The 26,787-nt window shown below is 72.9% G+C and carries 25 protein-coding genes; 9 read left to right on the plus strand and 16 right to left on the minus strand.

Translation table 11 applies throughout. The features are described 5' to 3' along the window. Positions 1-48: 48 nt before the first annotated feature. Together ABD361_RS21100 and ABD361_RS21105 are read right to left on the minus strand one after the other, a co-directional pair. Entirely contained in the window at positions 49-963 is a 915-nt protein-coding gene (locus ABD361_RS21100) for an SCO1860 family LAETG-anchored protein (protein WP_344436987.1), read from the minus strand. A 199-nt stretch (positions 964-1,162) separates the two neighbouring features. Further along, positions 1,163-2,275 (minus strand): amidohydrolase family protein, encoded by a 1,113-nt coding sequence (locus tag ABD361_RS21105; protein ID WP_344437084.1) that lies wholly within the window; start codon positions 2,273-2,275, stop codon positions 1,163-1,165. A 155-nt stretch (positions 2,276-2,430) separates the two neighbouring features. On the opposite strand from ABD361_RS21105, the gene ABD361_RS21110 reads away from it, so the two are divergent. From ABD361_RS21110 to ABD361_RS21120, 3 genes are read left to right on the plus strand one after another with little or no spacing between them, the layout of a single operon-like run. Further along, entirely contained in the window at positions 2,431-3,432 is a 1,002-nt protein-coding gene (locus ABD361_RS21110) for a hypothetical protein (protein WP_344436988.1), read from the plus strand. Next, positions 3,429-4,682 carry a sensor histidine kinase gene (locus ABD361_RS21115; protein WP_344436989.1) on the plus strand — a complete coding sequence of 418 codons (1,254 nt, stop codon included), beginning with the start codon at positions 3,429-3,431 and terminating at the stop codon, positions 4,680-4,682. Before ABD361_RS21110 ends, ABD361_RS21115 begins: the two co-directional genes overlap by 4 nt. Next, positions 4,679-5,371 carry a response regulator transcription factor gene (locus ABD361_RS21120; RefSeq protein ID WP_425583280.1) on the plus strand — a complete coding sequence of 231 codons (693 nt, stop codon included), beginning with the start codon at positions 4,679-4,681 and terminating at the stop codon, positions 5,369-5,371. The genes ABD361_RS21115 and ABD361_RS21120 overlap by 4 nt, the downstream gene beginning before the upstream one ends. A 19-nt stretch (positions 5,372-5,390) precedes the next feature. Here ABD361_RS21120 and ABD361_RS21125 read toward each other — a convergent pair whose 3' ends face one another. Further along, positions 5,391-6,557, minus strand: coding sequence for a serine hydrolase domain-containing protein (locus ABD361_RS21125; RefSeq protein ID WP_344436990.1), 1,167 nt, complete (start codon positions 6,555-6,557; stop codon positions 5,391-5,393). 142 nt (positions 6,558-6,699) lie between these two features. Between ABD361_RS21125 and ABD361_RS21130 the strand changes: the two genes are divergently transcribed. Then, entirely contained in the window at positions 6,700-7,881 is a 1,182-nt protein-coding gene (locus tag ABD361_RS21130; RefSeq protein WP_344436991.1) for a TerD family protein, read from the plus strand. On the opposite strand, the gene ABD361_RS21135 is transcribed toward ABD361_RS21130, so the two are convergent. Together ABD361_RS21135 and ABD361_RS21140 are read right to left on the minus strand one after the other, a co-directional pair. After that, positions 7,829-8,899 carry an MsnO8 family LLM class oxidoreductase gene (locus ABD361_RS21135; protein ID WP_344436992.1) on the minus strand — a complete coding sequence of 357 codons (1,071 nt, stop codon included), beginning with the start codon at positions 8,897-8,899 and terminating at the stop codon, positions 7,829-7,831. The two genes, ABD361_RS21130 and ABD361_RS21135, sit on opposite strands and share 53 nt — an antisense overlap. A gap of 231 nt (positions 8,900-9,130) precedes the next feature. Beyond that, complete coding sequence (locus ABD361_RS21140) at positions 9,131-10,651, minus strand: hypothetical protein (protein ID WP_344436994.1); 1,521 nt, start codon at positions 10,649-10,651, stop codon at positions 9,131-9,133. 484 nt (positions 10,652-11,135) lie between these two features. On the opposite strand from ABD361_RS21140, the gene ABD361_RS21145 reads away from it, so the two are divergent. Next, complete coding sequence (locus tag ABD361_RS21145) at positions 11,136-12,992, plus strand: endonuclease/exonuclease/phosphatase family protein (protein ID WP_344437086.1); 1,857 nt, start codon at positions 11,136-11,138, stop codon at positions 12,990-12,992. Between the two features lie 73 nt (positions 12,993-13,065). On the opposite strand, the gene dapD is transcribed toward ABD361_RS21145, so the two are convergent. Beyond that, the gene (dapD, locus tag ABD361_RS21150; protein ID WP_344436996.1) at positions 13,066-14,058 is read right to left on the minus strand and encodes a 2,3,4,5-tetrahydropyridine-2,6-dicarboxylate N-succinyltransferase; all 993 of its coding nucleotides are present in this window, start codon (positions 14,056-14,058) and stop codon (positions 13,066-13,068) included. Positions 14,059-14,318: 260 nt separating this feature from the next. On the opposite strand from dapD, the gene ABD361_RS21155 reads away from it, so the two are divergent. Further along, positions 14,319-15,533 carry a S8 family peptidase gene (locus tag ABD361_RS21155; RefSeq protein ID WP_344436997.1) on the plus strand — a complete coding sequence of 405 codons (1,215 nt, stop codon included), beginning with the start codon at positions 14,319-14,321 and terminating at the stop codon, positions 15,531-15,533. 75 nt (positions 15,534-15,608) lie between these two features. Here ABD361_RS21155 and ABD361_RS21160 read toward each other — a convergent pair whose 3' ends face one another. From ABD361_RS21160 to ABD361_RS21195, 8 genes are all read right to left on the minus strand, one after another. Beyond that, a complete protein-coding gene (locus tag ABD361_RS21160; RefSeq protein WP_344436998.1) occupies positions 15,609-15,947 on the minus strand; it encodes a metal-sulfur cluster assembly factor in 339 nt (112 codons plus the stop codon). Continuing rightward, a complete protein-coding gene (sufU, locus tag ABD361_RS21165; RefSeq protein WP_344437000.1) occupies positions 15,944-16,399 on the minus strand; it encodes a Fe-S cluster assembly sulfur transfer protein SufU in 456 nt (151 codons plus the stop codon). Before sufU ends, ABD361_RS21160 begins: the two co-directional genes overlap by 4 nt. A gap of 12 nt (positions 16,400-16,411) precedes the next feature. Then, positions 16,412-17,665 carry a cysteine desulfurase gene (locus tag ABD361_RS21170; RefSeq protein ID WP_425583282.1) on the minus strand — a complete coding sequence of 418 codons (1,254 nt, stop codon included), beginning with the start codon at positions 17,663-17,665 and terminating at the stop codon, positions 16,412-16,414. A 2-nt stretch (positions 17,666-17,667) separates the two neighbouring features. Then, the gene (sufC, locus tag ABD361_RS21175; protein WP_344437003.1) at positions 17,668-18,432 is read right to left on the minus strand and encodes a Fe-S cluster assembly ATPase SufC; all 765 of its coding nucleotides are present in this window, start codon (positions 18,430-18,432) and stop codon (positions 17,668-17,670) included. Between the two features lie 7 nt (positions 18,433-18,439). After that, a complete protein-coding gene (locus ABD361_RS21180; RefSeq protein WP_344437005.1) occupies positions 18,440-18,760 on the minus strand; it encodes a non-heme iron oxygenase ferredoxin subunit in 321 nt (106 codons plus the stop codon). Further along, positions 18,757-19,938, minus strand: a complete 1,182-nt coding sequence (gene sufD, locus ABD361_RS21185) for a Fe-S cluster assembly protein SufD (protein ID WP_344437007.1) — start codon at positions 19,936-19,938, stop codon at positions 18,757-18,759. The genes ABD361_RS21180 and sufD overlap by 4 nt, the downstream gene beginning before the upstream one ends. Before the next feature lie 66 nt (positions 19,939-20,004). Continuing rightward, complete coding sequence (gene sufB, locus ABD361_RS21190; protein ID WP_344437008.1) at positions 20,005-21,426, minus strand: Fe-S cluster assembly protein SufB; 1,422 nt, start codon at positions 21,424-21,426, stop codon at positions 20,005-20,007. Continuing rightward, entirely contained in the window at positions 21,423-22,214 is a 792-nt protein-coding gene (locus ABD361_RS21195; protein ID WP_344437010.1) for a helix-turn-helix transcriptional regulator, read from the minus strand. The genes sufB and ABD361_RS21195 overlap by 4 nt, the downstream gene beginning before the upstream one ends. 136 nt (positions 22,215-22,350) lie before the next feature. On the opposite strand from ABD361_RS21195, the gene ABD361_RS21200 reads away from it, so the two are divergent. The 3 genes from ABD361_RS21200 (at position 22,351) to ABD361_RS21210 (ending at position 25,094) form a co-directional block, all read left to right on the plus strand. Next, positions 22,351-23,277 (plus strand): ABC transporter ATP-binding protein, encoded by a 927-nt coding sequence (locus ABD361_RS21200; RefSeq protein ID WP_344437011.1) that lies wholly within the window; start codon positions 22,351-22,353, stop codon positions 23,275-23,277. Then, positions 23,274-24,044, plus strand: a complete 771-nt coding sequence (locus ABD361_RS21205; protein WP_344437012.1) for an ABC transporter permease — start codon at positions 23,274-23,276, stop codon at positions 24,042-24,044. Before ABD361_RS21200 ends, ABD361_RS21205 begins: the two co-directional genes overlap by 4 nt. Positions 24,045-24,110: 66 nt before the next feature. Further along, positions 24,111-25,094 carry a COX15/CtaA family protein gene (locus ABD361_RS21210; protein ID WP_344437013.1) on the plus strand — a complete coding sequence of 328 codons (984 nt, stop codon included), beginning with the start codon at positions 24,111-24,113 and terminating at the stop codon, positions 25,092-25,094. Between the two features lie 200 nt (positions 25,095-25,294). Here the strand turns inward: ABD361_RS21210 and ABD361_RS21215 are convergent, their stop codons facing one another. Together ABD361_RS21215 and ABD361_RS21220 are read right to left on the minus strand one after the other, a co-directional pair. Beyond that, a complete protein-coding gene (locus tag ABD361_RS21215) occupies positions 25,295-25,606 on the minus strand; it encodes a hypothetical protein (protein ID WP_344437014.1) in 312 nt (103 codons plus the stop codon). A gap of 98 nt (positions 25,607-25,704) precedes the next feature. Continuing rightward, positions 25,705-26,649: a heme o synthase gene (locus tag ABD361_RS21220; RefSeq protein ID WP_344437015.1), complete on the minus strand. Its 945-nt coding sequence runs from the start codon at positions 26,647-26,649 to the stop codon at positions 25,705-25,707. Between the last annotated feature and the right edge of the window lie 138 nt (positions 26,650-26,787).

The raw sequence follows: 26,787 nt of genomic DNA on the forward strand, positions 1-26,787 counted from the left end.
CAGATCGTCACTGCCCCGCGCCCCTTGCGGGGCGCCCCTGACGGGGCGCTAGCCCTTGCGCCGGCGCGCTGCGATGAGCGCCGCGCCGCCCGCCGCGACGAGCAGTCCCGCCCCGCCCAGCAGGTACGGCGTCGTGGAACTGCCCCCGGTCTCCGCGAGGTTCCTGCCCACCGGCGCGGCGGACGCCGCCCGCGTGGCCGCCGTCTGCGGCTTGACGTCCGGGGCCTGCGCCTCCGGCGTGCTGCATGTGGCCCGCGCCAGTGTCACCTTGCCGGTCACCTTGGCCACGCCCAGGGCCAGCGGGTCGACGGCGACGTCCAGGTCGAGTGCCGTGGCCGCGGCGGTGCGCGTCGTCGTGGTGCTCTGCGAGAGCGCCAGCCGCACGTGGCCGACGCCCGGGACGGTGACGTCGGTCGGTCCGTTCGCGGTGAGGGTGACCTTCTTGCCGAGCACCGAGACGCTGCCGGGGACGTGGGCGTTCGCGGCGGGGGTGCGGCCGGTCTCGCACACGGCTTCCGCGGTGATCTGCCGGGCCTGCAGCAGGGGGCGGACCGGCAGGCCGGGCAGGCGGACGACGGCGCCGGCGACTTCGGCGCGGGCCTTGGCCGCCGTGCGGTCGGCGGTGGCGTGGGCGGTGGCGGCGTCGGCGCGCAGGATGCCGACGGGGCGGCCCTCCTCGATGCCGTCGAGGCTGACGGCGAGCGTGGTCCTCGTGGCGTCGCCGGGTGCGCGGACGTCGTTGAGCACGGCGTCGACGGGTACGTGCGCGGTCCGGCCGAGCACGGCGACGTCGAGGCCGGTGCGCAGGACGGTGGCTTCGGCGGTGCCGGCGGCGCCGGTCGTCCCGGTCGCCTGCGCGGGCGCGGGCGCGGCGCCGAGGGTCAGCGCGCCGAGGACGAGCGCGAGGAGGGCCGCCGGGCGGCGTGCGGGCATGCCGAAGGACGGGCTGGTGGTGCTGGACACGTGTGTGGAACCCCCACGGGAGACAAGGAGCCGCCGGCGCGCCAATGGGGGACATCGCGCGCCGACGGCATCGACCTCGCCATGGTGGGTGCCGTGTGGGTGAACCCGCGTCAATCCAGGGCCCGTTCACTCCAAAGGGTGGGTTTCATTTGACGGTCACCCTCTGGAGCGCCTAGGGCACCACAGCGCCCCGTAGGGGCTACTGCACCACGCGCCCCCGCAGCACCACGCGCTGCGGCGCGCCCAGCACCCGTACGTCCGCGCGGGGGTCGGCGTCGTAGAGCACCAGGTCGGCCGGGGCGCCCTCCTCCAGGCCCGGCCGGCCGAGCCACGCGCGCGCTCCCCACGAGGCGGCGGACAGCGCCTCCAGGGGCGGGATGCCGGCCTTGACGAGCTCGCCGACCTCCTGGGCGACCAGGCCGTGCGGCAGCGCGCCGCCCGCGTCGGTGCCGACGTAGACGGGGATGCCGGCGTCGTGGGCGGCGCCGACGGTGTCGTAGCGGCGGGCGTGCAGGCGGCGCATGTGGTCGGCCCAGCGCGGGAACTTCTTCTCGCCGCCGTCCGCGAGCCGCGGGAAGGTGGCGATGTTGACCAGGGTCGGCACGATGGCCACGCCCCGTTCGGCGAAGAGCGGGATGGTCTCCTCGGTCAGTCCGGTGGCGTGCTCGATGCAGTCGATGCCCGCCTCCACCAGCGGGGCGAGGGTCTCCTCGGCGAAGCAGTGCGCGGTGACGCGCGCGCCGAGCCGGTGCGCCTCGGCGATCGCGGCCTCGACGGCGCCGCGGGGCCAGCAGGCGGCCAGGTCGCCGGTCTCGCGGTCGATCCAGTCGCCGACGAGCTTGACCCAGCCGTCGCCCCGGCGGGCCTCGCGCGCCACGTACGCGACGAGGTCCTCGGGCTCGATCTCATGGGCGTAGTTGCGGATGTAGCGCTTGGTGCGGGCGATGTGGCGGCCGGCGCGGATGATGCGCGGCAGGTCCTCGCGGTCGTCGATCCAGCGGGTGTCGGCGGGCGTGCCGGCGTCGCGCAGCAGCAGGGCCCCGGCGTGCCGTTCGGTCAGGGCCTGCTTCTCCGTGGTCGAGTCGTCAACGGCGCCGTGGGCGTCGAGCCCGACGTGGCAGTGGGCGTCGACGAGTCCGGGCAGGGCCCAGCCGTGGAGGGTGGTGACGTCGTGCGCGCCGGCCGGCCGGTCGTAGGTGATCCGTCCGCCGATCACCCACATCTCGTCGCGCACCCCGCTCAGGGGGTCCGGACCGGTCAATATCCGTCCCTTGATGTGCAGCACCGGTGCCGCTGCCGCGCTGTCGTTCATGGAGGCCATGCACGCACTGTACGAGCCGCCCCGCCCCCGGGCGCCACCCCCGGCCGGGCCCGTTCGCCGGGAGGAGGGCAGCTCCGCCGCGCGGCGGAGCGGGTCCGCCGTCGGGGCCGAGGCGCCGGCTGCGGCGCCGCGGAAGTCTGGGTGGCATGACGCACGTCCTCGCTCCGTCCCGGCACAGCGCCCCTGGCACCGCCCGCCGTCTGCTGCGGGCCGTCGCCGTCCTGGCCTGCGCTCCCTATCTGACGCTCAAGGTCGCCTGGTTGTGCGGCAGCCGGGCCGGGATCCCCGACGGCAGTCCGCTGCTGACCGGCGGCGCGATGCTGAACGCGATCAACGCGGCCACCGTCGCGATGGACCTGTGCGTGATCGTGCTCGCCCTGCTGCTGACGCGGCCCTGGGGCACGCGGGTGCCGGCGTGGCTGCTGGTGCTGCCGATGTACGGGGCGGCCGGGCTGCTGACGCCGATCATGGTGGGTTTCCCCGCCCAGCTGCTGCTGCGCGCCGTCGGTGCCGGGCACGGCGCGACGCCGGCGAAGGCGGCCGAACCGTTCCTCGCCGACTGGGTCTTCCGCGTCGTCTACGGCGGCTTCATCGCCCAGGGGCTGTGCCTGGGTGCCCTGTTCGCGCTGTACGCCCGCGACCGCTGGGGGCACCTGTGGCGCGGGCGCGCGGGGGAGGCGGGCCGTCGTGCCCGGGGCCGGGGCGAGCGGCTGCCGGCGCTGGCTGCGGTGGCGCTGGCCCCGCTGCCGCTGGTGGTGCACCTGCTGTGGGCGACCGGATCCACGGTCGGGCTGCCCGCGGACATCGCCGCCGGCCGCCATGCCGAAGCCGCCGTCCTGGACGCCGCCTTCGTGCTCGCCGCCGCGGCCGCCGCGGCCGGGCTGCTGCAGTTCCTGCGGCGCCGCGGCGGCGGCTGGCGGCTGCGGACGGCCCTGTTGTGCACGGCCGTTCCCTCGGCGGCGCTCAGCTGCTGGGGCGGCTGGCTGATCGTCGCCGCGCTCACCGCCACGGACCGGCACGAGCGGGCGGCCACCCCGCTGATGCTCGTCACCTACGCTGTCCAAGTGATCATCGGACTTCTGGTGCTCGCCGCCGGCGCACGGTATTTCACCCGGCGAACGGCAGCGGCCCCGGCCCGTACGCGGTGAGGGCCGCCCTGGCGGGCCTCCTGGGGCGCCGTGCCCGGCTGCGCTGGGTGCACCTGCTGCTGGGCGGCGCCCTGCTCATGCCGTACTACCTGCTGACCAACACCGTGCTGTCGGTGTTCCTGCCGACGACCAACGTGTTCATGAACCCCAGCGTCCGCTGGCAGTTCGGGGCGCTCCTGCTTGCGCTGCCGCCGGCCGCCGTCACCGCCCTTCACCCGCTCGCACGGCCGCTGGAGGGCGGTGCCGCGCGGGCGCTGCTCGTGCTGCCGGCGGACGGGCCGGCCGGGGGCCCGGCCCGCACCTGGGCGGCACGGGGGCGCACGGCACTGTGGTACGCGCTGCACCTACTGGCTGGGGGCCTGGTCAGCGGCATGTCGCTGGCCGCACCGCCGGCCGCCCTGGTGCTGCTCGCACTGCCGGTCCTCGGCCGGCCCTGGCGGACGCACGACGTGGCGTGGCTCCATGTCTTCGACGGGCCGGGCGCGGCGCTGGCGCCCCTGGCCGGGGCCGCGCTGCTGGCGCTGATCGTCGTCACCTCGTGGGCGGTCGGTGCGCTGCTGGCGGCCTGCGCGCCCGTCCTGCTGGGCCCGACCGCCGCCGAACGGCTGGCGGCCAGCGAGCGGCGCGCCCGCGAACTGGCCCTGCGCAACCGGCTGGCGCGGGAACTGCACGACTCGGTCGGGCACGCGCTCAGTGCGGTGACGCTGCAGGCCGGCGCCGCGCGCCGGCTGCTGGAGAGCGACCCCGCCTTCGTCCGCCAGGCGCTGGAGGCGATCGAGGAGACCACCCGCGCGGCCGTCGGCGAACTCGACACCGTCCTCGGCCTGCTGCGCGAGGACGGCACCGCGCAGCACTCCCCCACCCCCTGCCTGACGGACCTCGACGGCCTGCTGGAGCGCACCCGTGCCGCCGGCGGCACGGTGGAGGCGACCGTGCCCGCCGGGCTGGGGAACGTGCCCCCGCACGTCTCCCGCGAGGCGTACCGCATCGTGCAGGAGGGGCTCGCCAACGCCCTGCGGCACGCGGGCCCGGTGCCCGTCCGGCTGCTGATCACCACCGACGACGACCATGTGGAGGTCACCATGGCCAATCCGCTCGGGCCGGGCTCCTCCCGGCGCCGCGGCGGCGGGAGGGGCCTGCCCGGTATCGCCGAGCGCGCCCGGCTGCTGCGCGGCAGCGCCTCGTGGGGCGCGGACGGGGACGGCTGGCGGCTGGCGGTGCGGCTGCCGCTGCGCGGGGACGCCCGGTGAGCGCGGGGCCGGTGCGCGGGGGGCCGGTGCGCGTCCTGCTGGCGGACGACGAGCGCCTGGTCCGTACCGCCCTGCGGGCCGTCCTGGGCGCCGAGCCGGGGCTGGAGGTCGTCGGCGAGGCCACGACGGGCGCCGAGGCGGTCTCGCTCGCCCGCGAGGTGCGCCCCGACGTCGTGCTCATGGACGTACGGATGCCGGAGGTCGACGGCATCCGCGCCACGGAACTGATCCTCTCGGGCATGGAGGCCCCGCCGCGGGTGGTGGTGCTGACGACGTTCGAGAACGACTCCTACGTCTACGACGCGCTGCGCGCCGGCGCCACCGGCTTCCTGCTCAAGCGCGCGGGCGCGGACGAACTCGTGCGCGCCCTGCACCTGGTGGCGCACGGCGACTCGCTGCTGTTCCCCGCCGCCGTACGGGACCTGGCCGCCGCCCACGCCGGGCGCGGCGCCCGGCGGGCGCGCGCGGCCGCCCTGCGGGAGAGGCTCTCGGAGCGGGAGGCGGACGTGCTGCGCCTGATGACGGCCGGCATGACCAACGCCGAGATCGCCGACCGCCTGGGGGTGGGTGCCGCCACGGTCAAGACGCACGTGGCGGCCGTCCTGGCCAAGCTCGGCGTCCGCGACCGCACGCAGGCCGTCATCGCCGCCTACGAAAGCGGCTTCGTCGCCCCGGCCGGCGAGCGGTGACCGGCCGGGGCGAGGGGCGTCAGCGGCGGGTGACGCAGTCGTGCACCGCCTTGATCAGGACGGCGTTCTCGGGCGCCGCACCGCCGGGGAAGGCGCAGCGGCGGCGGTTGTAGGCGTAGGCCAGGCCGGTGGCCGGGTCGGCGAGGGCCTGGGAGCCGGCGGCGCCGCTGTGCCCGAAGGCCCGTGCCCCGAGGAAGGGGTAGGTGTCCACGGACAGGGCGCCGAAGCCCAGGCCGAAGGCGTTGAACATGCCGAGCACCAGGTCATGCCCGACCGAGTGGACCTCCGCGAACCGCGCGGCGGTGTCCGGGGTGAGCAGGGGCGCCTTGCCGTCGATGCCGCTGATGGCCGCCGCGTACATCCGGGCCATGCCGCGGGCGGAGGCGACGCCGCCGAAGGAGGCGGGCCCGGCGGCGCGGAAGGCACGGGAGTTGGGCGCGTCCTGCAGCACGGTGGGGTGCTCGGGGTGGTTGAGGTTGAAGGCGATGCCCTTCAGGCCGAGCGGTCCGGCCCCGCTCGCGGCGAGTGCCCGCTTCTGCTCGGGCGTGGGGTCCATGGGCTGGGTGCTCAGCCAGCGGTGCTCGTGCTCCTCGGGCAGGCCCATGTAGAAGTCGAGGTCGTGCGGGGCACGGATGTGCTCGTCGTAGAACTCCTGCATGCTCGACCCGGTGACCCGGCGCACCACCTCGCCGGTCAGCGCGCCGATGACGAGGGCGTGGTAGCCGAAGGCCGTGCCCGGCCGCCAGTACGGGCGCTGGCGGGCCAGTCGCTCGGCCACGACGCGGTCGTCGAGGTGCTCCTCGGGCGTGAAGCCGCCGTCGGCGCCGACCACGCCGGCGCGGTGGGCGAGCAGGTCCCGCAAGGTGACGTGTTCCTTGCCCGCGGCGGCGAACTCGGGCCAGTAGTGGCGCACTTCCGCGTCCAGGTCGAGGGTCCCGTCCTGCACGAGGAGGGCGACGGCGAGGTGGGCGGCGCCCTTGGTGGAGGAGAAGACGCCGGTGAGCGAGTCCCCCGTGATCTCCGGCCCGCCCCACAGGTCGACGACCTGACGGCCGTCGACGTAGGCGGCGAGCTGGGCGGAGTGGCCCGCGCGCTCCTCGGCGAGCGTGGCCTCGAAGGCCTCGCGCACCGGCTCGAACCCCTCGGCCACGGTGCCGTGGCTGACGATCCCGTCTCCATCGGACATGTTCGTTCCCCCGTTCATCATGATCACAGAACGGTGGATGCAGCAGCGGGCGGCGTTCGGATATTCCTGTGGTGCGCGCATTCCTGTCGGACGGCTCCCCAGGTCATGGAACCGTAAAGGGACCTTGCGCGTTACCCGGGTCATGACCGCTATGACACCCGGCTCGAACCTGCCGCTCTCCGTCGCCCGCGTGACGGTGGACGTCACCGCCCCGGTGCGGCTCGACGTTTCGGGCCTGCTGCTCGCTCCCAACGGCAAGGTGCGCTCCGACGACGACTTCGTCTTCTACAACCAGCCCACCGGCCCGGGCGTGACCCACCGTGCCGCCTCCGGCTCCTCGCCCGACGCGATCACCGTCGACACCACGGCCGTGCCCGCGGAGATCGACAAGATCGTGGTCACGGCCAGCCCGGACGCCCCCGGGGCGACCTTCGCCGGCATCGAGCCCACGGCGACCGTGCGCAACGCCGACGACGGCACCGTGATCGCCACCTTCACACCGCCGCAGCTGGCGACGGAGACGGCTCTGGTGATCGTGGAGGTCTACCGGCGGGGCGGGGCGTGGAAGGTGCGGGCGGTCGGGCAGGGCTACGCCGACGGGCTGGCCGGCATCGCCACGGACTTCGGCGTGAGCGTGGAGGAGCCGGCGGCCCCGGCGGCCGTCGCCCCCACGGCGCCCACGGCGCCCGCGGCCCCTGTCGTCCCCCCGGTCCCCGCGGCGCCCCCGGCGCCGCCCGCCGCACCCGGCAAGGTGAACCTGGACAAGGGCCGGGTCAGCCTCCGCAAGAACGAGACGGTCTCGCTCGTCAAGAACGGTCAGCCGCTGATGCGTTCGGTGCGCATGGGCCTGGGCTGGGAGCCGGCCTGGAACGGCCGGGCCATCGACCTGGACGCCTCGGTCATCGCCTACGGCCCCGACCGCAACATGATCGACGCCTGCTACTTCGGCCGCCTGCAGATCCTGAACGGTGCCGTCCAGCACTCCGGCGACAACCTCACCGGCGAGGGCTCGGGCGACGACGAGTCGATCACCGTGCACCTGGGCGGCCTGCCGCCGGAGGTCACCGGCCTGGTCTTCACCGTCAGCTCCTTCACCGGCCAGAAGTTCACCGAGGTCGCCAAGGCGTACTGCCGGCTGCTCGACGCGCAGACGGGCGAGGAGCTCGTCCGCTTCGACCTCACCGGCTCGGAGCCGACGACGGGCGTGCTGATGTGCAAGTTCATCCGCCAGTTCTCCGGCGAGTGGGAGATGACGGCGATGGGCGAGTTCGTCAAGTCCAAGACGGTACGGGATCTGGTGAAGCCGGCCGCCCAGGCGCTGTGACGCCGCCCGCCGAACCGGCCAGCTGCGCCAGCCTGCCGTACGAGTCCAGCAGCGCGGCCCTGTCGTAGGAACCGGTGGTCACCAGCACCTCGTCCGCCCCGGTGCGCCGCACCAGGTCGGCGAGGGCGGCGGCCACCTCCTCCTGCGTACCGTGCAGGTGACCCGCGAGCGAGGACTCGTACAACTCCCGCTCGCGGTCGGTCATCTCCAGCGCCGCCACCTCCTCGGCCGGCACCAGCGGCGGGAAGACCCCGTGCGTACGGGAGCGGGCCAGCGCCCACGCCTCCGGCATCAGCAGCCGCAGGGCCGCCTCGCGCGTGTCCGCCACGGCGACGTTGCCGGCGACGACCACGTAGGGCTCCTGCCACCACACCGACGGCCGGAAGCCCTCGCGGTAGCGCTCGATCGCGGCGAGCGCCGCACCGTCCCGCTTCAGCCCGCCGATCACCAGCGCGGCACCGGCGCGGGCGGCCACGTCGGCGCCGGCGTCGTTGGCGAGCACGAACACCGGCAGCCGCAGGCCCTCGGCGGGACGGGCGTGCACCCCGGCGTACGGCAGCGGGTCGCCCGTGAACCAGTCGGCCAGCTCGGCGAGCTGCGCGCCGAAGTCCCCCATCGCCTCCTTGCCGGTGCCCAGCGCCCGCCGGATGCCGTCGGTGAAGCCCACGGAACGCCCCAGGCCCATGTCGATGCGCCCGGGGAAGAGCGACTCCAGCACCCCGAACTGCTCGGCGACCACGAGCGTGCGGTGGTTGGGCAGCATCACGCCGCCCGTGCCCACCCGGATCCGCGAGGTCGCGGCGGCGACGGCCGCCGCGAGCACGGTGGGCGCGGACCCGGCGACCCCGGGCACGCTGTGGTGCTCGGCGACCCAGAAGCGGTGGAAGCCCAGCGCCTCGGCCTGCTGCGCGAACCGTACGGTCTCGCGCAGCGCCTCGCCGGGCGGGCGGCCGCGGCGGGTGTGGGAGCGGTCCAGTACCGAGATCCGAAGGCTCACCCCCACGTCAACAGCGGCCACCGCCCAGAATTCCCGGCTGCCCTGGTCGCGCCGGGGGCCGGCGATCGCGAGCGTGATGCCGGGTTCTCCGGCGGGTCTTCGTCACTCGGTACCACGGCGCCCCGTCAGGGGCGCGGGGAACTGCGCGATCCGCCACCGACGGCCCGCAGTCGACGTGCCACTGAAGCACGGCACTTCGTCTGCGGCCACGTCGTGGCTTGTCGCGCAGTTCCCCGCGCCCCTTACGGGGCGCTACGCGCGCGAGCGGGCCTTGAAGGCCGCCTTGCGGGCCTGCTTGGCCGCCGTCTTGTCGGCCAGCAGCCGGCCCATCGCCTCCAGGACGTCGCCGGTCGCCGGGTGGTCCACCTTCCACGCCGCGTCGAAGAAGCCGCCGTGCCGGCTCACCACGCTCTCGGCGAGCTCGCGGAGGTCCTCCTCGTCCTCCTCGGTCGTGGCCGAGTCGAGCTGGGCGGCGATCGTGTCGACGGTCAGCCACAGGACCGTCGCCGCGTCCGGCTCGGGGACGTCGGTGATGCCGCGCTCGGCGAGCCAGACCCGGGCCAGTCCGCCGAGGTGCGGGTCGGTGACGGCCTCGCGCAGGGCGGGTTCGGCCTCGGGGCCGGCGAGTGCGAGCACCTGCTGGCAGGCCAGTCGGCGACCGGGGCTCTCCGGGTCGTCGCCGCGGGCGGCGGCGAGCAGTTCGCGGGCCGCGTCAAGGTCGCCGCGGCGCTCCAGCCACAGGCGGGCCTCGGCGTGTGCGGCGCCCCGGGGGTGGTGCGGAAGGGCGGCGAGCAGTTCGTCGGCGCCGGCCTCGGCGAGGTCGCCGACGGCGGGCGCGTCGATGCCGGCGTCGAGCATGCGCGCGCGCACGGCGAACAGGCCGAGGGGGGTGAGGGCGACCATGCCGTAGCGGCTGACGTCCTCGTCCTCGGGCAGGTCGGAGGGGATGCCGTCGACGGACTCCTTGATGTGGCCCTCGCCGTCGACGACCTCGATGAGGGACTCGTCGACGGGCCGGTAGTGGACGATGCCGGTGGGCTCCAGGATCCGGAACTGGTCGTCCAGGCGCATCATCGCCTCGGAGACCTCCTCCAGGACCTCGTCCGTGGGCTCGTCCATGTCGTCCGGCACGATCATGGACGCGGCGAGCGCGGGCAGCGGCACGGGCCGCTCGGGCGAGCCCTGTTCGAGCGCGGTGAGCAGGTAGAGGTTGCCGAGGACGCCGTCGAGGAAGTCGGCCTCCTCCTCGGGGTTCCAGTCGAGGGCGTCGAGGTCGAGGTCGCCGTCCTCGGCGGAGCCGGTGAGCTGGTCGACGAGGTCGGCCAGGTCGGGGGCGGCGGCGTCGGCCAGGACGGTCTCCAGGCCGCCGAGCCACAGCTCCAGCACGTCCTGGGGGCTGCCGGAGGTGAGCGTGGCGAGTTCCTCGCCGGCGGCGGCGGTGCCGGCGGGCTCGTCGCCGGTGGCGTCGGCGGCCTCCAGGGCCTGCTCGGCGTCGGGGTCCTCGGTGAACTCCACCAGGCCGGTGTCCAGGGCCAGCTGCCACGCCTCGGCGGTGTACCCGGTGCCGTTCTCGTCGTCGAGGCCGAGGAGACAGGCGGCGGTGTGCAGTTGGCCGGCGAGGAGTTCGCCGTCGCGGCCGACCGGGGTGCCCTCGCCGGCCCAGCGGGCGAGGCGGGCCGCGCGGGCGAACAGCGGCGCGCTGAGCGCGTCGCGGGCGAGCTCCGCGTCGGAGGGCAGCCGCACCGGCGGCATGGTCGGGCGCTCTGCGGACATCAGGGGGGTCAACTCCTCGTCGGGCGGCCGCACCGGGCCGGGCCGGGTTCACTGTCGTGGGCCGGGATCCGCTGCGTGTTCGGCCCCGGTGCCGTGGCCAAGCCTAGACGGCGCCGGTGTCCCACCTGTCGTTCACCGGGCCGTCACCGGGCCCCGATAGGATCCGGCCGCGTTCCGCCCCGCGCGCCGGGTCGGGCGACCGGCGGCCGGTTGCCGGCGAAACCCTTGACAACTGACCCGTCCGCACCGGAAATTGACGCGCGTAGATTGCGTGTCGACCCCACAACGGCTAGTAATCACCTCGCACTATTTTTGGCCAGACCCGCACCATCCGTGATCAATCGGCGGCAGGGGCCCCGACGCATGCCGTTGTCAGGGCCCTGACCAGCGCCTGATCGCACCCGAGCACGCCCCACCCCTGGCCGACGCATGGCCGGCGCCCGACCAGCGCCGTTCCGACCACTCCCACCCGGAGGACCTCGTGCTGCCCAGCCGCAACCGCCGCACCCTGACCAGACGCACCGCGACCGTCGGCTCCCTCATAGCCGGGGCGCTCGCCGCCGGGCTGCTCTCCCCCGTGAGCGCGAACGCCGCGAGCGCCGACTCCGCCCCCGCCGGCACCCGCATCCACGACATCCAGGGCACCACCCGCATCTCGCCGTTCGCCGGCCGCCAGGTCACCGGCGTCCCCGGCATCGTCACCGCCGTCCGCGCCTTCGGCTCCTCGCGCGGCTTCTGGGTCCAGGACCCGCAGCCCGACCGCGACGAGGCCACCAGCGAGGCCGTGTTCGTCTTCACCGGCTCCACCACCCCGACCGTCGCCGTCGGCGACGCGGTGCTGGTCTCCGGCACCGTCACCGAGTACTACCCCGGCGGCGAGGCCGCGGGCGGCCAGTCGGTGACCCAGATCACCAAGGCCGCCGTCAGTGTCACCTCCTCCGGCAACGTCCTGCCGGCGCCCGTCGTGCTGAGCCCCGCCACCCTCCCGGACCGGTACGCCCCGGACGCCCACGGCGGCTCCATCGAGAACCTCCCGCTGCGCCCGGCCCGCTACGCCCTGGACCGCTACGAGTCCCTGGAGGGCATGCGCGTCGAGGTGCGCGACGCGCTCGTCACCGGCGCCACCAACGACCACCACGAGCTGTGGGTCACCGCCGAGCCCTGCCACAACCGCACGGCCCGCGGCGGCACCCTCTACGGCTCGTACACCGACCCCAACGCCGGCCGCGTCAAGGTCGCCTCGCTCATCCCCTTCGCCCAGCGCCCCTTCCCCGTGGCGAACGTCGGCGACGAGCTGACCGGCACCACCACGGGCCCGCTGGACTACGACAACTTCGGCGGCTACACCCTCCAGGCCACCGCGCTGGGCACCCTCACCGACCGCAAGCTGCAGCGGGAGACCACGCGCAAGCAGAAGGACGGCGAGCTCGCCGTGGCCACGTACAACGTGGAGAACCTCTCCCCGAAGACCCCGCAGGCGAAGTTCGACCGCCTGGCGACGGCCCTGGTGAACAACCTCGCCTCGCCCGACGTCGTGGCGCTGGAGGAGGTCCAGGACAACAGCGGTCCGGCCAACGACCACGTCGTCGACGCCACGCAGACGCTGACCAGGCTCACCGACGCCATCAAGGCGGCGGGCGGCCCGGCCTACCAGTGGCGGCAGATCGACCCGGTCGACGGCCAGGACGGCGGCCAGCCGGGCGGCAACATCCGTACCGCCTTCCTCTTCAACCCCGCCCGCGTCTCCTTCAAGGACATCCCCGGCGGGGACTCCACCACGGCCGTGAAGGTCACCCGCGCCGGCGGCAAGGCCGTCCTGTCCGCCTCCCCCGGCCGCATCGAGCCGGGTGACACCGCATGGACCAACAGCCGCAAGCCGCTGGTGGGCCAGTTCTCCTTCCGCGGCAAGGACGTCTTCGTCGTCGCCAACCACTTCAACTCCAAGGGCGGCGACCAGGGCCTCGACAGCCGCTTCCAGCCCCCGGCCCGCACCTCCGAGGTGCAGCGCACCCGGCAGGCGCGGCTCGTCAACGGCTTCGTCAAGCAGCTGCTCGCTGCCGACCGCAACGCCGAGGTGGTCGTCGCCGGCGACCTCAACGACTACCAGTTCTCCCCGGCCCTGGGCGCCCTGACCGCCGGCGGCGTCCTGACCGACCAGGTCACCCGCCTGCCCCGCAAGGAGCGCTACGGCTACGTCTACCAGGGCAACTCCCAGGTCCTGGACCACATCCTGACCAGCCGCCGCGTGGGCCGCGTCGACTACGACATCGTCCACATCAACGCCGAGTTCGCCGACCAGGCCAGCGACCACGACCCCCAGGTGCTGCGCTTCACGCCGTGACCTGCTGAACAACGAAGCGGCCGTACGGCGGGAGGGCTCCCGCCGTACGGCCGCTTCGTGCTGCCCGTCCGCGTCAGTCGTTGCTGTGCAGCATCTCGTTCAGGCCGCCCCAGCTGCTCTTGTACGGGTGGGCCTCGACGGCGCCCGTGGTGGAGTTGCGGCGGAAGAGGATGTTGCTGGCGCCGGAGAGGGTGAGGGCCTTGACGACCTCGCCGTCGGGCAGGGAGACGCGGGTGCCGGCGGTGACGTACAGGCCGGCCTCGACGACGCAGTCGTCGCCGAGCGCGATGCCGATGCCGGACTCGGCACCCAGCAGGCAGCGCTCGCCGATGGAGATGATCTGCTTGCCGCCGCCGGAGAGGGTGCCCATGGTGGAGGCGCCGCCGCCGATGTCGGAGCCGTCGCCGACGACGACGCCCGCGCTGATGCGGCCCTCGACCATGGAGGTGCCCAGGGTGCCGGCGTTGAAGTTGACGAAGCCCTCGTGCATGACGGTGGTGCCGGCGCCCAGGTGCGCGCCGAGGCGGACGCGGTCGGCGTCGGCGATGCGCACGCCGGAGGGCGTGACGTAGTCGGTCATCCGCGGGAACTTGTCGACGCTGGTGACCTGCAGGTGCAGGCCCTCGGCGCGGGCGTTCAGGCGGGCGCGGTCCACCTGGTCGACCGGGACGGGGCCGAGCGAGGTCCAGGCGACGTTGGCGAGCAGCCCGAAGATGCCGTCCAGGTTCTGGCCGTGCGGCTTGACCAGGCGGTGCGAGAGCAGGTGCAGGCGCAGGTAGACGTCGTGCGTGTCGAGCGGCTTGTCGTCCAGGGAGGCGATGACCGTGCGGACGGCCACCACGTCGACGCCCCGGCGGGCGTCCGGGCCGACGGCCTTGACGGCGGCCTCGCCCAGCAGCTCGGCGGCGCGCGCTGCGTCGAGCACCTCGGTGCCGGCCGGGCCGGGGGCCTCGGTCAGCTCGGGGGCCGGGAACCAGGTGTCGAGGACGGTGCCGTCCGCGGCGACGGTGGCGAGGCCGGCGGCGACGGCGCCGGTGGTGGTACGGGGAGCAACAGCATCGGTCATGTGCGAAAACCTAACCGGACGGGCCCGCCGAAGGCGAACCGGCCACTCCGCGGTGCGCTGGCCGCCCGGCCGCCGCTCGTGTCACGCGGATGGCGCACGGCGCCAGCCGGACGGCCCCGCCCGCGTCGCACTCCCGAAATAGTCGACATATCCATAGGGAGGGCGGCCCCCGGGACAACGCTCCCGGCCCGGGGACCGCCCGACCCGTACGACCCGTACGAATGGTCCCCGCCGCACCAGCCCCCTGAACGGAAAACAGCATGACACCGCTCAGACGCCGTCTGATCGCAGCCCTGTCCCTGTCCGCCGCGCTGACCGTGCACCTCGCCATCTACCCGGCCACCGCCTCCGACCCCGAACCCGGGCGGGCCGCGCACCTGGCGCCGCTGGAACGCACCGCGGGCCAGCGGGTGCCCGGGCACTACATCGTGACCCTGCGCAAGGGCTCCAGCCCCAGGACCCTGTCCGCCGCGCTGGGCGTGGTGCCCGACCGCGTCTACACCCACTCCCTGACCGGATTCGCCGCCACGCTGACGCCCCAGCAACTGGAGGCGGTGCGCAGCTCGCCGGACGTCGAGGCGGTGGAGGAGGACGCGGTCTTCGCCGAGGCGGACGGGCCCGCCACGGCCGGCGCCCGGGCCCCGACCGACTCCTGGGGCCTGGACCGGATCGACCAGCGCTCGCTGCCGCTGAACGGCCGGTTCGACGTGAGTGCCACCGGCGAGGGCGCCACCGCCTTCATCCTGGACACCGGGATCGACTACTCCCACCCGGACTTCGGCGGCCGCGCCCACCGGGGCGCCGACCTGGTCTCCCAGGGCGGCGACGCGAGCGACTGCCCCTCCGGCAGCGGCCACGGCACCCATGTGGCCGGTGTCGTGGGCGGTGCGACGTACGGCGTGGCGCGGCGGGCGACGCTGGTCAGTGTCCGGGTGCTGGACTGCCAGGGCCGGGGCACCACGTCGGGCATCCTCTCCGGGCTGGACTGGGTGGCCACCAACGCGCCGGCCGCCTCCGTCCTCAACGCCTCCCTGGTCGGGCCGCTGTCGCGCAGCATGGACTCCGCCGTCGACAACGTCGCCTCCAGGGGCGTACCGCCGCTGGTCGCGGCCGGCAACAGCAACGACAGCGCCTGCACCCACTCCCCCGGCGCGGCGCTGACGGCCCTTGCGGTGGGGGCGACCAACCGCATGGACCAGATGACGGACTTCACCAGCTACGGCCCCTGCGCCCGCATCATGGCGCCGGGCGAGGACATCGTCTCCGACCGCGTGGGCGGCGGCTCGACCGTCAAGAGCGGCACCTCCCAGGCGACGCCCTTCACGACGGGCGTGGCGGCCCTGTACAAGGCGCGGAACCCCTCGGCGACCTCGTCGGCGGTCATCAACTGGCTGCTCGCACAGTCCACGAAGGACACGGTCACCGACCTCAAGCCGGGCACCCCGAACAGGCTGCTGTACACGGGGAACCCGTAGAAAAGGCGACAGCCCGCCTCCTCGCGGTTGCGGGGAGACGGGCTGCCGGGCGTCGTGCGGGAGCGACCGGGGCTTTCAGACGTTGAAGCCCAGCGCGCGCAGCTGCTCGCGGCCCTCGTCGGTGATCTTGTCGGGGCCCCACGGCGGCATCCAGACCCAGTTGATGCGCAGCTCGTTGACGATGCCGTCGGTGGCGGACTTCGCCTGGTCCTCGATGACGTCGGTGAGCGGGCAGGCCGCGGAGGTGAGCGTCATGTCGAGGGTGGCGATGTTGGCGTCGTCGATGTGGATGCCGTAGATCAGGCCCAGGTTGACGACGTCGATGCCGAGCTCGGGGTCGACGACGTCGTAGAGGGCCTCGCGGACCTCCTCCTCGGTGGCCGGCTTGGTCGTGGTCTCAGCGTTGTCGCTCATGCGGTCTTCCTCTCGGACAGCGCCTGCGCTGTCGCGTCCTTCCACGCCATCCAGCTCAGCAGGGCGCACTTGACCCGGGCGGGGTACTTGGAGACGCCGGCGAACGCGATGGCGTCCTCCAGCACCTCCTCCATGGCGTCGTCCGGCTCGATGCGGCCCTTGGACTGCATCAGCTCCAGGAAGGTCTCCTGGATCCGCCGGGCCTCGTCGAGGCCCTTGCCGACCAGCAGCTCGTTGAGCACGGAGGCGCTGGCCTGGCTGATGGAGCAGCCCTGGCCCTCGTAGGAGACGTCTTCGATCGTCTCACCGTCGAGCCGCACCCGCAGCGTGATCTCGTCGCCGCAGGTGGGGTTGACGTGGTGGACCTCGGCGTCGCCGTCCCGCAGGCCGCGCCCGTGCGGATTCTTGTAGTGGTCCAGGATGACGTCCTGGTACATCGAATCAAGCTTCACAGTCAGCCCTCGTCAGCCGAAGAAGTTCCGGACGTGCTCCAGGCCCTCGATGAGGGCGTCGACCTCACCGGGCGTGGAGTACAGGTAGAACGACGCTCGCGTGGTCGCCGGAATTCCGTAGCGCAGGCAGACGGGGCGGGCGCAGTGGTGGCCGACGCGCACGGCGATGCCCTGCTCGTCGAGAACCTGGCCGACGTCGTGCGGGTGGATGTCGCCGAGCGTGAAGGAGACGGCCGCGCCGCGGTCCTCGGCCGTGGTGGGGCCGATGATGCGCAGGTCCGGCACCTCCTGCAGGCGGCGGATCGCGTACTCGGTGATGGCGTGCTCGTGCCGGGCGATGTTCTCCATGCCGATCGAGGTGAGGTAGTCCACCGCGGCGCCGAGGCCGACGGCCTGGGCGATCGGGGGCGTACCGGCCTCGAACTTGTGGGGTGCCGGGGCGTAGGTGGAGGAGTGCATCGAGACGGTCTCGATCATCTCGCCGCCGCCGAGGAAGGGCGGCAGGTCCTCCAGCAGCTCCTGGCGGCCCCACAGGACGCCGATGCCGTCGGGGCCGCACATCTTGTGGCCGGTGAAGGCCACGAAGTCGGCCTGCAGGGCCTGGACGTCCAGCGGCATGTGGGGAGCGGCCTGGGAGGCGTCGACGACGACGAGCGCGCCGACCTCCTGGGCCCGCCGGACTATGGCCTCGACGGGGTTGAGGGTGCCGAGGATGTTGGAGACCAGCACGAAGGAGACGACCTTGGTCTTCTCGGTGATGATCTCGTCGATGTTCGACAGGTCGAGGCGGCCGTCGTCGGTGAGGCCGAACCACTTCAGCTTCGCGCCCGAGCGCTGCGCGAGCAGCTGCCAGGGCACGATGTTGGAGTGGTGCTCCATCTCCGTGATGACGATCTCGGTCTCGTGGTCCACGCGGTAGGGCTCGTCGGCCCAGGCCAGCATGTTCGCCACGAGGTTGAGCGACTCGGAGGCGTTCTTGGTGAAGATCACCTCGTCGCGGCTCGGCGCGTTGATGAACGCCGCGATCTTGTCACGGGCGCCCTCGTACAGCGCCGTGGCCTCCTCGGCGAGCACGTGCACGCCGCGGTGGACGTTGGCGTTGTGCCGCTCGTAGTGCTCGTTGAGCACGTCGAGCACCTGGCGCGGCTTCTGGGAGGTGGCCGCGTTGTCCAGGTAGACGAGCTTCTTCCCGTCGTGGACGATCCGGTCCAGGATCGGGAAGTCCTTGCGGATCGCGTCGGTGTCGAGGAGACCCGGCAGCTGAATGGTCACGCCGTGACGCCACCCTTCACGTACGCCTCGTAGCCCTCGTTCTCCAGCTTGTCGGCGAGCTCGGCGCCGCCGGACTCGACGATGCGGCCGCCCGCGAAGACGTGCACGAAGTCGGGCTTGATGTAGCGCAGGATGCGCGTGTAGTGGGTGATCAGCAGGGTGCCGACCTCGCCGGTCTCGCGCACCCGGTTGACGCCCTCGGAGACGATGCGCAGGGCGTCGACGTCCAGGCCGGAGTCGGTCTCGTCGAGGATCGCCAGCTTCGGCTTGAGCAGCTCCAGCTGGAGGATCTCGTGGCGCTTCTTCTCGCCGCCGGAGAAGCCCTCGTTGACGTTGCGCTCGGCGAAGGCGGGGTCCATCTGGAGACGCTCCATGGCCTCCTTGACCTCCTTCACCCAGGTGCGCAGCTTGGGGGCCTCGCCGCGGACGGCGGTGGCGGAGGTGCGCAGGAAGTTGGAGACCGAGACGCCGGGGACCTCGACCGGGTACTGCATGGCGAGGAAGACGCCGGCGCGGGCCCGCTCGTCGACGGACATCTCCAGGACGTCCTCGCCGTCGAGGGTGACGGTGCCACCGGTGATCGTGTACTTGGGGTGGCCGGCCAGCGAGTAGGCCAGGGTCGACTTGCCGGAGCCGTTGGGGCCCATGATGGCGTGGGTCTCGCCCTGCTTCACGGTCAGGTCGACGCCCTTGAGGATCTCCCGGGAGCCGTTCTCGGCCTCGACGGAGACGTGCAGGTCGTGGATCTCAAGCGTTGCCATGGGGAACTCAGGACTCCTGGGTGACGGAGACGAGCACGTCGTCCCCTTCGATCTTGACGGGGTATACGGGGACGGGCTGCGTCGCGGGGAGGCAGTCGGGCTTGCCGGTGCGCAGGTCGAAGCTGGAGCCGTGCAGCCAGCACTCGATGTGGCAGTTCTCGACCTCGCCCTCGGAGAGCGAGACGTTGGCGTGCGAGCAGATGTCGTTGATCGCGAACACCTCGCCCTCGGTGCGCACGAGCGACACCGGGGTGCCGTCGACCTCGACCCGCTTGGGGGTGTCCTCCTCCAGCTCGGCCAGGGAGGCCACCTTCACGAACTCGCTCATGCGACCGACGCCTCCAGCTCTTCCTCGATCTTCGCGATCAGGCGCTCCTCCAGCTCGGGGATGCCGATCTGCTGGACGAGCTCGGCGAAGAAGCCGCGCACGACCAGGCGGCGGGCCTCCTGCTCGGGGATGCCGCGGGCCATCAGGTAGAACAGCTGCTCGTCGTCGAAGCGGCCGGTGGCCGAGGCGTGGCCGGCGCCGACGATCTCGCCGGTCTCGATCTCCAGGTTGGGGACCGAGTCGACGCGGGCGCCGTCGGTGAGGACGAGGTTGCGGTTGAGCTCGTAGGTGTCGGTGCCCTCGGCCGCGGCGCGGATGAGGACGTCGCCGATCCACACCGCGTGCGCGTCCTTGCCCTGCAGCGCGCCCTTGAAGACGACGTTGCTGCGGCAGTGCGGGGTGTCGTGGTCGACGAAGAGGCGGTGCTCCTGGTGCTGACCGTTGTCGGTGAAGTACAGGCCGTACAGCTCGGCCTCGCCGCCGGGGGCGCCGTAGACGACCCGCGGGTGCAGGCGCACCAGGTCGCCGCCGAAGGTGACGATCACGGACTTGAACGAGGCGTCGCGGCCGACCAGCGCGGTGTGCTGGGCGACGTGGACGGCGGTGTCGGCCCAGTCCTGGACGGAGACGACGGTGAGCTTGGCGCCGTCGCCGATGACGTACTCGACGTTGGCGGCCAGGGTGGCGTCACCGGTGTGGTCGATGACGACGACGGCCTCGGCGAAGGCGCCGACCTCGACCTGCAGGTGGCCGAAGGCGACCCCGCCCTCGCCGTGCGCGGAGATGCGCACCGGCTCGGTCAGCTGCACGTCCTTGGGGACGGTGACGACCGAGGCCTTCTCGAAGGAGCTGTACGCCTGGGCGACGACCCGGTCGACGGGCTTGCCGGCGCGCCCGAGGCGGGCGTCGTCGCGGCCGACGGTCTCCACGGTCACGCCCTGGGGGGCGCTCACCTCGACCTTGACCCCGGCGCCGTCGGCGACCGCGGTGCCGTCGTGCAGGCCGCGCAGGCGCGCGAGCGGGGTGAAGCGCCACTCCTCCTCCCGGCCGTGCGGCACGGGGAAGTCGGCGACGTCGTAGGAGGCGAGGGCGGAGAAGCGGGATTCGATGGGCTGCTCGGCCCCGCCCACCTGGATGGCGCCGTCGGTGGTGCTGCCGACGGGAGTGTTGTCAGCCATGGCTGTCGTCGTGCTCTCTTCCTGTCACAAAGTTTTCGCTGCGTCGTGTGGAAAGGGGCGGTGGCGTCAGCCGACCGAGCCTTCCATCTGCAGCTCGATCAGCCGGTTGAGCTCCAGCGCGTACTCCATGGGGAGCTCGCGGGCGATCGGCTCGACGAAGCCGCGCACGATCATCGCCATGGCCTCGTCCTCGGACAGGCCGCGGCTCATCAGGTAGAAGAGCTGGTCCTCACTGACCTTGGAGACGGTCGCCTCGTGGCCCATGGAGACGTCGTCCTCGCGGACGTCGACGTAGGGGTAGGTGTCCGACCGGGAGATCGTGTCGACCAGCAGCGCGTCGCACAGCACGTTGGACTTCGCGCCGTGGGCGCCCTCGGCGATCTCGATCAGACCGCGGTAGGAGGTGCGGCCGCCGCCCCGGGCCACCGACTTGGAGACGATGTTGGAGGAGGTGTTGGGCGCCATGTGGACCATCTTGGCGCCGGCGTCCTGGTGCTGGCCCTGGCCGGAGAAGGCGATGGAGAGCGTCTCGCCCTTGGCGTGCTCGCCCATCAGGTAGACGGCCGGGTACTTCATGGTCACCTTGGAGCCGATGTTGCCGTCGACCCACTCCATGGTCGCGCCCTCGTAGGCCACGGCGCGCTTGGTGACCAGGTTGTAGACGTTGTTCGACCAGTTCTGGATCGTCGTGTAGCGGCAGCGGCCGCCCTTCTTGACGATGATCTCCACCACGGCGCTGTGCAGCGAGTCGGAGGAGTAGATCGGGGCGGTGCAGCCCTCGACGTAGTGCACGTAGGCGTTCTCGTCGACGATGATCAGCGTCCGCTCGAACTGGCCCATGTTCTCCGTGTTGATGCGGAAGTAGGCCTGCAGCGGGATATCGACGTGGACGCCCGGCGGGACGTAGATGAAGGAGCCGCCGGACCACACGGCGGTGTTCAGCGCGGCGAACTTGTTGTCACCGGCCGGGATCACCGTGCCGAAGTACTCCTGGAAGAGCTCGGGGTGCTCCTTCAGGGCGGTGTCGGTGTCCAGGAAGATGACGCCCTGCTGCTCCAGGTCCTCGCGGATCTGGTGGTAGACGACCTCGGACTCGTACTGCGCGGCGACACCGGCGACCAGGCGCTGCTTCTCCGCCTCGGGGATGCCCAGCTTGTCGTAGGTGTTCTTGATGTCCTCGGGCAGCTCCTCCCAGGAGGCCGCGGCCTTCTCGGTGGAGCGCACGAAGTACTTGATGTTGTCGAAGTCGATGCCGGAGAGGTCGGAGCCCCAGGTCGGCATGGGCTTCTTGCCGAAGAGCTTGAGGCCCTTCAGACGGAGCTTGAGCATCCACTCGGGCTCGGACTTCTTGGCCGAGATGTCGCGGACGACGTCCTCGTTGAGGCCGCGCCGGGCGGCGGCACCGGCCACGTCGGAGTCGGCCCAGCCGTATTCGTAGGTGCCCAGGCCCTCGAGCTCAGGGTGGGCAGTCTCCGTGGGGAGAGTCATGCGGGGTTCCTCCCGGCCGTGCTGGTGGATGCGGTGTTGATCGTCTTGGGGATGAACGTCGTGCACACACCGTCGCCGTGGGCGATGGTGGCGAGACGTTGCACATGGGTCCCGAGCAGGCGGGAGAAGACCTCGGTCTCCGCCTCGCACAGCTGCGGGAACTGCTCGGCTACGTGGGCGACCGGGCAGTGGTGCTGGCAGAGCTGTTCGCCGACCGGTGCGCTGCGCGCCGTAGCAGCGTACCCGTCCGCGGTCAATGCCCGGGCGAGGGCCTCGGTGCGCTCCTCGGGGGGCGCGGCCTGCACCCGCTCCCGGTACGCCTCGGCCTGCGCGGCCATGCGGGCCCGGGCGAACGCCGCGACCGCGGCCTCCCCGGCCTCGCCGCCGCCGGCGGCCCGGGCGATCCAGTGCAGGGCGTCCCGGGCGAGCTGGTCGTAGGCCTGGTCGAAGGCGTCCCGGCCGCAGTCGGTGAGCGCGAAGACCTTGGCGGGGCGGCCGCGGCCGCGGGCCCCGTAGACCCGCTTCTCACGGGGCTCGACGATCCCCTCGGCGACCAGGGTGTCCAGGTGCCGGCGCACGGCCGCCTGGGTGAGCTCCAGGCGCTCGGCCAGCTCGGCGGCGGTGGAGGGGCCGTGATCGAGGATGGAGCGGGCCACGCGGTTGCGGGTGCCGCGCTGCTCGTCGCGGTCGCGCGCGTCGCGCGCAGGGGCGGGCCCGGGCACGGCGGCGGCCGGCCCGGCGGCCTGGCCGGCCGCGGGAGCCTCCGGTGCCTCGCCCGCGTATTTCACAACACCATTGTTGCGTAATTGCCCGAAGCCCGACAAGCGCCGAGGGATCACGGAACGGTGGCTTTGATCACTTAGGGTTACCTAACCGGCGACCCCGGCGGGGTCCGTCCGGGCGCGGGCTCCGTAGACTTCCCGCATGCATGAAGAGCCCGCGGTCGAGGTCCACGGCCTGGTCAAGCGGTACGGGACGAAGACCGCGGTGAACGGACTGGACCTGACCGTCGCACGCGGCGGCGTCACCGCCGTCCTCGGCCCCAACGGGGCCGGCAAGACCACCACCATCGAGACCTGCGAGGGCTACCGCCGCCCCGACGCCGGCACCGTCCGCGTCCTGGGCCTGGACCCGGTCGCCGACGCCGCCCGGCTGCGCCCCCGCATCGGCGTGATGCTGCAGAGCGGCGGCATCTACGCCGGCGCCCGCGCCCACGAGATGCTGCGGCACGTCGCCGCCCTGCACGCCCACCCCCTGGACGTGGACGCGCTCGTCGAACGCCTGGGCCTGGCCGAGTGCGGCCGCACGAACTACCGCCGGCTCTCCGGCGGCCAGCAGCAGCGCCTGTCCCTCGCGATGGCCGTCGTCGGCCGCCCCGAGCTCGTCTTCCTCGACGAGCCCACCGCCGGCCTCGACCCCCAGGCCCGCCGCGCCACCTGGGACCTGGTCCGCGAGCTGCGCACCGACGGCGTGACGGTCGTGCTGTCCACCCACTACATGGACGAGGCCGAGCAGCTGGCCGACGACGTCGCCATCGTCGACGGCGGCCGCGTCGTCGCCCAGGGCAGCCCCGAGAAGCTGTGCCGGGGCGGCGCCGAGAACACCCTGCGCTTCACCGGCCGGCCCGGCCTGGACCTGGCCTCGCTGCTCAAGGCACTGCCCACCGGCTCCGCCGCCGCGGAGGCCACCCCCGGCTCGTACCGCGTGAGCGGCACGGTCGACCCGCAGCTGCTGGCGACGGTCACGGCCTGGTGCGCCCAGCACGGCGTCATGCCGGACCGCATAACGGTCGAGCGGCACACGCTCGAAGACGTCTTCCTGGAGCTCACGGGCAAGGAGCTGCGCGCATGACCGCCACCGGTACGTTCACCCCCCGTCCCGGCGCCGCGCCGCTGGGACGGATGATCCGTGCGCAGGCCGCCCTGGAGACGCGGATGCTGCTGCGCAACGGCGAACAGCTGCTGCTGACCGTGGTCATCCCCACGCTCCTGCTGGTGCTCTTCAGCTCCGTCGACATCATCGACACCGGGGACGGCAAGGCCGTCGACTTCCTCACCCCCGGCGTGCTGGCGCTCGCGGTGATGTCGACCGCGTTCACCGGCCAGGCCATCGCCACCGGCTTCGAGCGCCGCTACGGCGTGCTCAAGCGGCTGGGCGCCTCGCCGCTGCCGCGCTGGGCGCTGATGACGGCGAAGACCTGCTCGGTGCTGGTCACCGAGGTGCTGCAGGTGGCGCTGCTGACCGTGATCGCCTTCGCACTGGGCTGGTCGCCGCACGGCAACCCGCTCGCCGTCGTGGCCCTGCTGCTGCTCGGCACCGCCGCGTTCTCCGGCCTGGGACTGCTGATGGCCGGCACGCTCAAGGCGGAGGCGACCCTGGCCGCCGCCAACCTCGTCTTCCTCCTCCTGCTGGTCGGCGGCGGGGTGATCGTGCCGCTGGAGAAGTTCCCGGGCGCGGTGCAGTCCCTCCTCGGCCTGCTGCCCATCTCCGCGCTCTCGGGCGGCCTGCGGGACGTGCTGCGCGACGGCGCCGGCATGCCCTGGGCCGACCTGGGCATCCTCGCGGCCTGGGCCGTGCTGGGGCTGGGTGCCGCGGGCCGCTTCTTCCGCTGGGAGTGAGGCGGGCGCGGCACGCTCCGGGGGGCTCGTGAATCCGTGCACAAACGCCCCCGTACGATGACTGGCGTGCCGAAAACGCTGAACCCCCTCCAGCTCGTCGCCGACCGCTGGCAGCCCTCCGCCCGCTTCGTCCGACGCGCCGCGCTCGCCACCGTCGTCATGGCCGTCGTCATCGTGGTCACCGGCGGCGCGGTCCGGCTCACCCAGTCGGGCCTCGGCTGCCCGACCTGGCCGACGTGCACGGAGGACAGCCTGACGCCCACGCCCGCCATGGGCATCAACGGCGTCATCGAGTTCACCAACCGCATGCTGACGTACGTGCTGTGCGCCGTCGTCGGCGTGGCGATCGTGGCGGCGCGCGCCCACCTGCCGCGCCGGCAGGGCCTCACCCGCCTGGGCTGGATCCAGTTCTGGATCATCGCCGCGAACGGCATCATCGGCGGCATCACCGTACTGACGGGCCTCAACCCGTACATCGTCGCCGCGCACTTCCTCGCCTCCACGGCACTGCTGACGGTCGCCGTGGTGATGTGGCACCGCTCCCACGAGGGCGACGAGGAGCCCCGCGACCTGGTGGCCCGCCCCGTACGGCAGCTCGGCTGGGTCCTGGTCGCGACGACCGCCCTGCTGATCGTCGCCGGCACCGTGGTGACCGGCTCGGGCCGGCACGCGGGCGACGCCAAGAAGAACGTCCACCGCATCCCGCTGGACTGGCACCAGATCACCCAGCTGCACGTCGACTTCGTCTTCGTCGTCGTCGGCCTGACGGCGGCCCTGTGGTTCGTCCTGCGGGCCGTGGGGGCGCCGGCGGTGCCGCGGCGGCGGGTGGCGGAGCTGTTCGTCGTGCTGATGCTGCAGGGGGTCATCGGGTACGTGCAGTACTTCAACGACTCGCCCGAGATCGTGGTGGGCACGCACATGTTCGGCTCGTGCCTGGTGTGGATCGCGGTCCTGCGGGTGTCGCTGTCGCTCCGGACGCGGGGCGAGGCGCCGGCACTGCCGGCGCCGGCGGCCGAGGCCGCCACGGCCCTCGCGGCCGCCGGCCGCTAGGCGCCCCGTAGGGGCGCGGGGAACTGCGCGACAAGCCACGACGCGCCCGCAGGTGGGTGCCGTGCCGCACCCGGGCCCCGGGGTGGTGCGTCGGCTGCAGGCCGTCCGTGGCCGATCGCGCAGTTCCCCGCGCCCCTGACGGGGCGCACCTCCCAGCGGTAGCTGGGGGCGGCGGGACCGGGGCTCAGCCGCCCGCAGGGCTACCCGTTGCTCGGGCCGCCGATCTGCAGGCCCGCCATGCGCTTCCACTCGTACGGGCCCGTGCGCACCTTCGCCGCCATCTCGCCGTCGAAGTCGTCCCGCAGCGTGAGCCCGGCCAGCTCGGCCGCCTCGCGCGCGGTCTCGTGCGTGCGGGCGACGAGGTTGCCCCACTGTCCGTCGGCCCCGACCAGGGCGATGCGCGTCGTGCCGCGGCCGATGTGCGCGAGCTGCCCCTCCGCGCTGCCGCCGTGCTGCTTGGCGAAGGCGGTGATCTGCCGGGCGAGCTTTGCTGCTGCCTTGTTGTCTGCCATGGCCAGGATGCTACCGACGAGTAGCCCCATACGGCGACGGGCGCTTCGGGTGGCCTTGGCCACCCGAAGCGCCCGTCGTCAGGACGCCCTGGTGCGTGTCAGCGCAGGAAGGGGTCGATGGCCACGGCCGTGAAGAGCAGCGACACGTACGTGATCGACCAGTGGAAGAGGCGCATCTCCTTGAGCTTGGGCCCGGTGACGCCCGCCTTGGCGCGCGCCTGCAGCGCGTGCGCCTCCTTCAGCCACAGTGCGCCGCAGACCACGGCGACCAGCGTGTAGAACCAGCCGGTGTAGCCCAGGGGCGTGAGCAGCAGCGACACGCCGACCATCACCCAGCTGTAGAGGACGATCTGCTTGGCCACGGCCTTGTTGCCCGCGACGACCGGCAGCATCGGCACGCCGACGCGCTCGTAGTCGTCCTTGACCTTCATCGACAGCGGCCAGTAGTGCGGCGGCGTCCAGAAGAAGATGACCAGGAAGAGGATCAGGGAGGCCCAGGAGACCTCGTTCTTCACCGCGGACCAGCCGATGATCACCGGCAGGCAGCCGGCGATGCCGCCCCAGACGATGTTCTGGGCCGTACGCCGCTTGAGGATCATCGTGTAGACGATGACGTAGAACGCATTGGCGCCGAGCGAGAGCATCGCCGACAGGGGGTTGACCAGATACCAGAACCACACCGTCGAGCCGACGGTCAGCGCGGTGGCGAAGACCAGGCACTCGCGGGGGGAGACCATGCCGGTGACGAGCGGACGCTGGGACGTGCGGTCCATCATCGCGTCGATGTCCCGGTCGATGTACATGTTGTACGCCCCGGCACCGCCCGCGGAGAGGTAGCCGCCGATGCAGGTGGCCAGGACCAGCCACAGGTCGGGCACGCCCTGGGCCGCCAGGAACATCACCGGCACCGTCGTCATCAGCAGCAGCTCGATGACGCGCGGCTTCGTCAGCGCCACGAAGCCCTTGACCCGGGCGCCCAACGGCCGGTGAGCGGGGCGCTCGTCGACGAGCACCCCTGCAGGACGGGATTCGACGGCCGTCACGCACACCCCTGACAGAGATAAGGCCAGCAAGCGCGTCCGGGCCTGAATCCCGGGTAAAGGCTTGCGCGTACTACGCCACTCTAGACGCAGGGGGTAGCACGGCCTTCGCCGGGGTGGGTCGTGTTTCCCCCCGGGGCC

The organism is Streptomyces luteosporeus (assembly GCF_039532865.1).
Taxonomy (GTDB): domain Bacteria; phylum Actinomycetota; class Actinomycetes; order Streptomycetales; family Streptomycetaceae; genus Streptomyces; species Streptomyces luteosporeus.